This window comes from Cupriavidus sp. 01L46 (genome assembly GCF_056399905.1).
Window position 1 is genome coordinate 1 of sequence record NZ_JBFTSF010000281.1, and the last position, 7893, is coordinate 7893.

Genomic DNA, 7893 nt, shown 5'->3' on the forward strand with positions numbered 1-7893 from the left:
GCGCCGGGGTGCCMGGGGCGGGGGATGAACGGCTGGAAACCGTCTCGCAGGCGGATTACCCGCTGGAGCAGGAGTTGCGCGCCGGAGATGCTGCTTCGCAGAAAGAAGCCGGCCAGCGCCAGGCGCGCATGGCAGGTCGTGACGTCGGCCCCGTCCCCACGGGCACAGGCTGGGAGCGGGATGTGCTGGAAAGGGTGCTGATGGCGACGCTGCGCGAGCAGCGCGCGGCACGCCGCTGGCGCATTTTCTTCCGCTTCGCCGGGCTCGCTCTGCTAGTGCTGATTTTCTTTGCTGTTTTCGACTTCAAGGGCGACGGCACCATTGCCACGAGCGGTCGCCATACGGCGATGGTATCGCTCGACGGCGAGATCGCCGCCGGGACGCCGGCCAGCGCCGAATCGATCAACGCAGCCCTGCAAGCCGCATTTGCCGACACCAATGCCGCCGGGATTATCCTCAAGATCAATTCGCCGGGTGGCTCGCCGGTACAGGCCGGCATGATCAATGACGAGATCCGGCGCCTGCGGACGCTTTATCCCGCCAAGCCGTTCTACGTGGTGGTGGAGGAGATCTGCGCCTCGGGCGGCTATTACGTGGCGGCGGCGGCCGACAAGATTTTTGTCGACAAGGCTAGCATTGTCGGCTCGATCGGCGTGCTGATGGACGGCTTTGGCTTCACCGGGCTCATGGACAAGCTGGGCGTCGAGCGCCGGCTTTATACCTCCGGCGCCAACAAGGGCATGCTCGACCCGTTCTCGCCGCAGGTGCCGAGGCAGAAGCAATACGCCGAAACCATGCTCAAGCAGATCCACCAGCAGTTCATCGACGTGGTCAAGGAAGGCCGAGGCGACCGCCTGAAGGACGATCCGGACCTGTTCTCCGGCTTGTTCTGGTCCGGCGAGCGCAGCGTGGAGCTGGGCTTGGCCGACGGCCTGGGCAACGCGGACTACGTGGCGCGGGATCTCTTCAAGGCCGAGGACATCGTCGACTACACCGTCAAGGAGAATATTGCGGAGCGGGTAGCCAAGCGTTTCGGCGCGGCGATGGGCACGGCGGCGATGAAGACCATGCTGTTCGGCACGCGCGTGCAGGCCATGCATTAAGTTGGCCAAGCTGGGCACGGAGTAAAAAAATGGGGCGAAAGCGCCCCATTTTTCGTTTGTTGCTTCGTTGCCCGACCGTCGCTCAGGCTGCCAGCAAGGAGAAAATGGCCGGGCGCTTGTTCAGTGCCAGCCGCTCCGGGCGCCAATCGGAGATGGGCAGCGTGACGATCGTCTCGCTTGGCAAGGTCAGGTCTACCGCGATCGACAGCAGGCTGGTGCCTGCGCAATGCTGGCGCATGGCTTCCAGCAAGGGGCCATTGCGGTACGGCGTCTCGATCCAGACCTGGGTCTGGCGTGCCTTGCGCGATAGCTGCTCCAGTTCGCGCAGGCGCTTGGCGCGCTCGCCGGCATCCACCGGCAGGTAGCCGTTGAAAGCAAAGCTTTGGCCATTGAGGCCGGACGCCATCACGGCCAGCAGAATCGAGCTCGGGCCCACCAGCGGGCGCACGCGCACGCCCTTGGTGTGAGCCAGGCGCACCAGGTTGGCGCCGGGATCGGCCACGGCCGGTACGCCCGCTTCCGACAGCAGGCCGCCGTCGCGCCCTTCGCGGATTGGTGCCAGCAGTGCGGCCAGTTCGCCTTCTCGCGTATTGACGTTGAGCTCGCGGATTTCGATCTGCTGGATTGGCTTGGCCAGCGGGCAGGTTTCGCTGAGCTTCTTCAGGAAGGCGCGTGCCGTCTTGGCATTTTCCGCCACCAGGTAGTCCAGGCTGGCCGTGATTTGCTGCACGCCAGCCGGAATGACATCCGCGAGCGGGTCGAACTCGTCGCGTTTGCCCAAGGTGTTGGGGATCAGGTACAGGGTGCCGCTCATGCTTGGATTCTCATTTGTCTTCTGTGGCTYGGCGCAGGTTGGGCGAAGCCCTTAATCCTGGAAGAAAGGGTAGCCGGCCTGGCGCAGCATATTGGTCAGCGCGATCAGGGGCAGGCCTACCAGCGCGGTGGGATCGTCGGATTCCATATGCGAGAGCAGGGCGATGCCCAATCCTTCGGATTTGGCGCTGCCCGCGACATCATAAGGGCGCTCGATGCGCAGGTAGGCATCCAGTTCCTGGTCGGGAAGGTCGCGGAAAGTCGCGCGCGTCTGGACATCCGCCAATTGAGCCTCGCCGTTACGGCTGTCAAGCAAGCACAACGCCGAGTGAAAAGTGACGGTGCGGCCGCGCATCCATTGCAATTGCGCCAGGGCCTTCTCGTGGGATCCGGGCTTGCCGATCTGCCTGCCGTCCAGCGTGGCGACCTGGTCAGAGCCGATGACCAGGGTGCCTGGATGCCGCTCGGCAATGGCCTGTGCCTTGGCGTGGGAGAGCCGCAGCGCGGTGGCCTCGGGGCTTTCGCCGGGCTGCGGGGTTTCGTCGATGTCGGGAATCGCCACCTCGAAAGGAATGCGCAGGCGTTCCAGCAGTTCGCGGCGATAACGTGAGCTGGAACCCAGGATCAGGGTGGGGCGGGAAGTTTGCGACATAAGTAATTGAGCGAAAAGGGAAAGCGGCGAATGACCGTCTTCCAAAATTTTGACCGCGGCAGCAGAATCGACGTATAATCTCGCGTTTAGCCAAGCAAGTCCGGCGCAATACCGTGTTTTTCCCGGTGTTGTGTAGCTTCCGAGTCACGTTTCGACGGTGCGTATACAGGTATATGCCAGGTATACGTAAAAATGCGTCGAAGCCGCGATCCTCCGGGAGGCCTCCCGGCATGACGGCACGATAAGACATGACCCAGCCGATTGACCTGCGCGCGCTCGATCTCTTTGCGTTTTGCCGCGCTGGCGACGACGCCACCGGCGAGGTTGCTGCTCGCGATTTGCCGCGCATCATAGCCGAGACTGCGGCGCAAGCGCCAGCATCGGCGCCGGATGAGGTGTTCAGCTACGCGCTTTCCGGCTTTGTCGAGGAAGAGGCGAGCGAGCCCGGCAAGCCCGCGGTGGAGCGCCTGTTCGTCGACCTGGCCGTGAATGGCCGGGTCTGGCTGGATTGCCAGCGCTGCCTGCGGGTCTACGAGCAGCCGATCGCCACGGACATGTGTTTCGAGGTGGTCGCCAGCGAGGCGGATGCCGATGCGGCGCCCATGGACGACGACGAGCTCGATGTCATTGTTGGCTCCAAGCGCTTCGACCTGCTGACGCTGATTGAAGATGAAGTGCTGCTGGCTTTGCCGGTGGCGCCCAAGCATGACGTTTGCCCCACGGTGCACGAAAGTCTCGTGACCGGGGTGGACGGACAGGCGGAACCTGAACCAGAGGTTCTGCCGGAAGAAGAAAAACGGCCTTCGCCCTTTGCGGCGCTGGCCGGCCTGAAAACGAAGCACTGAAGCCGGTTCGCCGGCATCTGGCAACGTTCCAAGGCACCAGGATCAGCATCCGGCCGGGCCCGGCTACGCCTCGTGCGGGATGCGTGTGTTACCATTGAAAAATTCTCGAAGGAGTCATCATGGCAGTTCAACAGAACAAGAAGTCGCCCTCCAAGCGCGGCATGCATCGCTCGCACGACCACCTGACCACGGCAGCGCTGGCAGTGGAGCCGACCACGGGCGAAACCCACCTGCGTCACCACGTGAGCCCGAACGGCTACTATCGTGGCCGCAAGGTCATCAAGACCAAGAACGACTGACAGATCGTTCGGCGTGACTTTGCGTCTCGTACGCGCACGTTGGTAGGTCAAAAACAAAAAAGCGGCAAAATCGTTKCCGCTTTTTTGTTGCGCGCTCGCAGCGCAAACCGTAGCGCAGGCTTCCATCGGGCCGATTTGCGCCGCCGGCTCAGGCTGAGTGCATGGCTAGATGCCGTGCGCGGCGGCGAGGGCGGCGCCAGATCTCGCCGTGGAGCGCTCCGGGAGTGCCGTCGGGTTGCCACCGGCTGGTCAGGGTCATGCCTGCCCGGCTCGGGAGCCAGGATTTCAAGTCACGCCGACCAGCGCTTCTGCACCAGGAAACAATGACGATCAAACTAGCTATCGACTGCATGGGTGGCGATCACGGTGTCTCCGTGACCGTACCGGCGGCGATCAGTTTTCTCTCCAGCCATAGCGACGCCGAAGTGGTGCTGGTCGGCTTGCGGGACAGCATCGAGCCGCAGCTCAAGAAGCTGCACGCGCTCGACCATCCGCGCGTACGCATTGTCACCGCGTCCGAAGTCATCACCATGGATGACCCCGTTGAAGTGGCGCTGCGCAGGAAGAAGGATTCCTCGATGCGCGTGGCGGTAACCCAGGTGAAGGAGGGGCTGGCTGGCGCGTGCATCTCCGCAGGCAATACCGGTGCCCTGATGGCGGTGTCGCGCTATGTGCTGAAAACGCTCGAAGGCATCGAGCGGCCGGCTATCGCTACCACCATTCCCAACGAGCAGGGCTGGGGTACCACGGTGCTCGACCTCGGCGCCAATGCCGACTGCGAGCCCGAGCACCTGCTGCAGTTCGCGCGCATGGCGGAGGCCATGGTCGCCGTGGTGGATCACAAGGCACGCCCGAGCGTCGGCCTGCTCAACATCGGCGAGGAAGTGATCAAGGGCAACGATGTGGTGAAGCGCGCGGGTGAGCTGCTGCGTGCTTCGGAACTCAACTTCTACGGCAACGTGGAAGGCAACGACATCTTCAAGGGCACTACCGATATCGTGGTGTGCGATGGCTTTGTCGGCAACGTCGCGCTAAAGAGCAGCGAAGGGCTGGCCAAGATGATCGCCAACATGATCAAGGAAGAATTCACGCGTTCGTGGTTTACCAAGCTGCTGGCGGTCCTGGCTTTGCCGGTACTCAAGCGATTGTCCCGGCGCCTGGACCCGGCGCGCTACAACGGCGCTTCCCTGCTCGGCCTGCGCGGGCTGGTCGTCAAAAGTCATGGGTCCGCCGACGCGCACGCTTTTGAGTGGGCTATCAAACGCGGGTATGATGCGGCCAGGAATGGTGTGATCGAACGCACCATTCAGGCCTTCGCCAACAAGTCAGGTAACAGCACTCCGGCTACCGGCCCGCAGTCAGGCGCCGAGGATTCCAGTCCAAGCCCGCACGCCGCCTGAGGTCTTGATGTAGATGCCGCGGGCGACGACCCGTGGCCAGACGATCGATCCGACATTACATGACAAGCTACGCAAAAATCATCGGGACCGGGAGCTATTTGCCTCCGCGGCGCGTCACTAACCAAGATATCGCGGCGCAACTGGCTGAGAAGGGCATCGAGACCAGCGACGAATGGATCTTTTCGCGCAGTGGTATCTCGGCCCGCCATTGGGCCGAGCCGGATGTCACCAGCAGCGACCTCGCCGTCAAGGCGGCGGAGCGCGCGCTGGAGGCTGCCGGCATCGATCGCCAGAGCATCGACCTGATCATCGTTGCCACTTCCACGCCCGATTTCGTCTTCCCCAGCACCGCCTGCCTGGTGCAGCAGAAGCTTGGCATCACCAACAACTGCGCGGCGTTCGACCTGCAGGCCGTGTGCTCCGGCTTTGTCTATGCGCTGGCCACCGCCGAGAAATTCATCCGCAGCGGTTCACACCGCAATGCGCTGGTGATTGGCTCGGAAGTGTTTTCCCGCATCCTGGATTTCAACGACCGCACCACCTGCGTGCTGTTCGGCGACGGTGCCGGCGCAGTCGTGCTGTCGGCCTCCGAGGAGCCCGGCATCTTGTCGTCGGCGATGCACTCCGACGGCAGCCATGTGGATATCCTGTGCGTGCCGGGCAACGTCTCGGGCGGCAATATCACTGGCAACCCCTTCTTGCACATGGATGGCCAGGCTGTGTTCAAACTGGCGGTCACCGTGCTCGACAAGGTAGCGCGCGAAGCACTCGCGGGCGCGCAGTTCCCGGCGGAAAAGGTCGACTGGCTGATTCCGCACCAGGCCAATATCCGCATTATGCAAAGCACGGCCAAAAAGCTTGGCCTGCCCGCCGAGCGCATGGTAGCTACGGTGCATGAGCACGGCAACACCTCGGCTGCCTCGATCCCGCTGGCGCTCGACGTAGCGGTGCGCGATGGCCGCATCGGTGCGGGGCATCACGTGCTGATGGAAGGCGTGGGCGGCGGATTCACCTGGGGCGCGGTACTGCTGCGCATGTAATATTCGGGCCGGCGCGGCGGTGTCATGCCGCTGCACCGACCTGGCGCTATTCATCTTTACGATTCGATTGCGATGAAATTCTCCTTTGTATTCCCAGGGCAAGGCTCGCAGGCAGTTGGCATGCTCAACGCCTTTGCCGGCAATGCGGTAGTCCGCGCCACGCTGGATGAGGCATCCGCCGCACTTGGGCAGGATCTGGGCCGACTGATCGCCGAAGGCCCGGCCGAGGACCTGAACCTCACCACCAACACGCAACCGGTGATGCTGACCGCCGCGGTGGCCATCTACCGCGCCTGGCTCGACGCCGGCGGCCCGGCTCCGGCCGTGGTGGCGGGGCACAGCCTGGGTGAATATTCCRCGCTGGTGGCAGCCGGCGTGATCCCCTTCGCTGACGCGGTGCCGCTGGTGCGCTTCCGCGCACAAGCCATGCAGGAGGCCGTGCCGGTTGGCGAGGGCGGCATGGCGGCCATCCTGGGCCTGTCCGACGACGACGTGCGCGCCGCTTGCGCTGAAGCCTCGGCGACCGGTGCCGGCGTGGTGGAGGCCGTGAACTTCAACGCCCCGTTACAGGTGGTGATCGCCGGCAACAAGGGTGCCGTGGAGAAGGCCTGCGAATTGGCCAAGGCACGCGGCGCCAAGCGCGCGCTGCCGCTGCCGGTGTCGGCGCCGTTCCACTCGTCGCTGCTCAAGCCCGCATCGGACCGCCTGCGCGAGCGCATGGCCGGCATGGTGTTCTCTGCGCCGTCGATTCCGCTGGTGAACAACGTCGATGTGGCCATCGTCAATGATCCGCAAGCCATCAAGGACGCGCTGGTCCGCMAGGCCGCAGCCCCGGTGCGCTGGGTCGAGTGCGTGCAGAAGATCGCTGCCGAAGGCGTGACCCATGTGATCGAGTGCGGCCCCGGCAAGGTGCTGGCCGGCATGACCAAGCGCATCGACGGCAGCCTGGTGGGCGGGGCGATCTTCGATCCGGCCTCGCTGCAGGACACGCTGGCGCTGCTGAAGTAAACAAGGACCAACGCAATGACAAAATTTCTGGAAAACCAGGTCGCGCTGGTAACCGGCGCATCGCGCGGCATTGGCCGCGCCATCGCACTGGAACTGGCCGCCCAGGGCGCCACCGTGGTGGGTACCGCCACCAGCGAGGCAGGTGCAGCTGCCATCAGCGAGTACCTGGCGGCAGCCGGCGGCAAGGGCCGCGGCGCTGTGCTCAACGTCAATGATGCAGCGGCGTCGGAAGCGCTGATCGACGAACTGGTCAAGGCACATGGCAGCCTGGGCGTGCTGGTGAACAATGCCGGCATTACCCAGGACCAGCTTGCCATGCGCATGAAGGACGAGGACTGGGGCGCGGTGATCGAGACCAATATGACGGCGGTGTTCCGCCTGTCGCGCGCCGTGCTGCGCCCGATGATGAAGGCCCGCGGTGGCCGTATCATCAACATCACCTCGGTGGTCGGCTCGACCGGCAACCCGGGCCAGATGAACTACGCAGCGGCCAAGGCCGGCGTGGAAGGCATGAGCCGCGCGCTCGCGCGCGAGATCGGCAGCCGCAACGTCACCGTCAATTGTGTGGCGCCGGGCTTCATCGATACCGACATGACCAAGGTTCTGTCGGAAGAGCAGCATGCGGCACTGAAGACGCAGATCCCGTTGGGCCGGCTCGGCCAGCCGGAGGACATCGCGCACGCGGTGGCCTTCCTGGCAGGTCCGCAGGCGGCCTACATCACTGGTACAACGC

General features: G+C 64.0%; 9 protein-coding genes. 7 read left to right on the plus strand and 2 right to left on the minus strand.

The window, feature by feature from the left end; all coding sequences use genetic code 11:
* Window positions 1-8: 8 nt before the first annotated feature.
* Window positions 9-1103 carry a S49 family peptidase gene (locus tag AC1DS3_RS31440; RefSeq protein WP_477128673.1) on the plus strand — a complete coding sequence of 365 codons (1095 nt, stop codon included), beginning with the start codon at window positions 9-11 and terminating at the stop codon, window positions 1101-1103.
* Window positions 1104-1185: 82 nt separating this feature from the next.
* On the opposite strand, the gene AC1DS3_RS31445 is transcribed toward AC1DS3_RS31440, so the two are convergent.
* Together AC1DS3_RS31445 and AC1DS3_RS31450 are read right to left on the minus strand one after the other, a co-directional pair.
* A complete protein-coding gene (locus AC1DS3_RS31445; RefSeq protein WP_174425087.1) occupies window positions 1186-1917 on the minus strand; it encodes an SAM-dependent methyltransferase in 732 nt (243 codons plus the stop codon).
* Window positions 1918-1968: 51 nt separating this feature from the next.
* The gene (locus AC1DS3_RS31450) at window positions 1969-2568 is read right to left on the minus strand and encodes a Maf-like protein (RefSeq protein ID WP_441641073.1); all 600 of its coding nucleotides are present in this window, start codon (window positions 2566-2568) and stop codon (window positions 1969-1971) included.
* A 248-nt stretch (window positions 2569-2816) separates the two neighbouring features.
* On the opposite strand from AC1DS3_RS31450, the gene AC1DS3_RS31455 reads away from it, so the two are divergent.
* The 6 genes from AC1DS3_RS31455 to fabG form a co-directional block, all read left to right on the plus strand.
* Window positions 2817-3413, plus strand: a complete 597-nt coding sequence (locus AC1DS3_RS31455) for a DUF177 domain-containing protein (protein WP_441641072.1) — start codon at window positions 2817-2819, stop codon at window positions 3411-3413.
* A gap of 119 nt (window positions 3414-3532) precedes the next feature.
* A complete protein-coding gene (rpmF, locus tag AC1DS3_RS31460) occupies window positions 3533-3712 on the plus strand; it encodes a 50S ribosomal protein L32 (protein WP_006158597.1) in 180 nt (59 codons plus the stop codon).
* 323 nt (window positions 3713-4035) lie between these two features.
* Window positions 4036-5112: a phosphate acyltransferase PlsX gene (gene plsX / locus AC1DS3_RS31465; protein WP_459371422.1), complete on the plus strand. Its 1077-nt coding sequence runs from the start codon at window positions 4036-4038 to the stop codon at window positions 5110-5112.
* 59 nt (window positions 5113-5171) lie between these two features.
* Window positions 5172-6152 carry a beta-ketoacyl-ACP synthase III gene (locus AC1DS3_RS31470; RefSeq protein WP_441641070.1) on the plus strand — a complete coding sequence of 327 codons (981 nt, stop codon included), beginning with the start codon at window positions 5172-5174 and terminating at the stop codon, window positions 6150-6152.
* Between the two features lie 72 nt (window positions 6153-6224).
* Window positions 6225-7160 carry an ACP S-malonyltransferase gene (gene fabD, locus AC1DS3_RS31475; protein WP_477128671.1) on the plus strand — a complete coding sequence of 312 codons (936 nt, stop codon included), beginning with the start codon at window positions 6225-6227 and terminating at the stop codon, window positions 7158-7160.
* Window positions 7161-7175: 15 nt separating this feature from the next.
* On the plus strand, window positions 7176-7893 hold a 718-nt coding region (gene fabG / locus AC1DS3_RS31480), incomplete at its 3' end, for a 3-oxoacyl-ACP reductase FabG (RefSeq protein ID WP_477128672.1).

Excerpts from the sequence above, each read along its gene's own strand:
- AC1DS3_RS31445 (WP_174425087.1), bottom strand. The coding sequence starts at position 1,917 with ATGAGCGGCACCCTGTACCTGATCCCCAACACCTTGGGCAAACGCGAC.
- AC1DS3_RS31450 (WP_441641073.1), bottom strand. The coding sequence starts at position 2,568 with ATGTCGCAAACTTCCCGCCCCACCCTGATCCTGGGTTCCAGCTCACGT.
- AC1DS3_RS31455 (WP_441641072.1), top strand. The coding sequence starts at position 2,817 with ATGACCCAGCCGATTGACCTGCGCGCGCTCGATCTCTTTGCGTTTTGC.
- rpmF (WP_006158597.1), top strand. The coding sequence starts at position 3,533 with ATGGCAGTTCAACAGAACAAGAAGTCGCCCTCCAAGCGCGGCATGCAT.
- plsX (WP_459371422.1), top strand. The coding sequence starts at position 4,036 with ATGACGATCAAACTAGCTATCGACTGCATGGGTGGCGATCACGGTGTC.
- AC1DS3_RS31470 (WP_441641070.1), top strand. The coding sequence starts at position 5,172 with ATGACAAGCTACGCAAAAATCATCGGGACCGGGAGCTATTTGCCTCCG.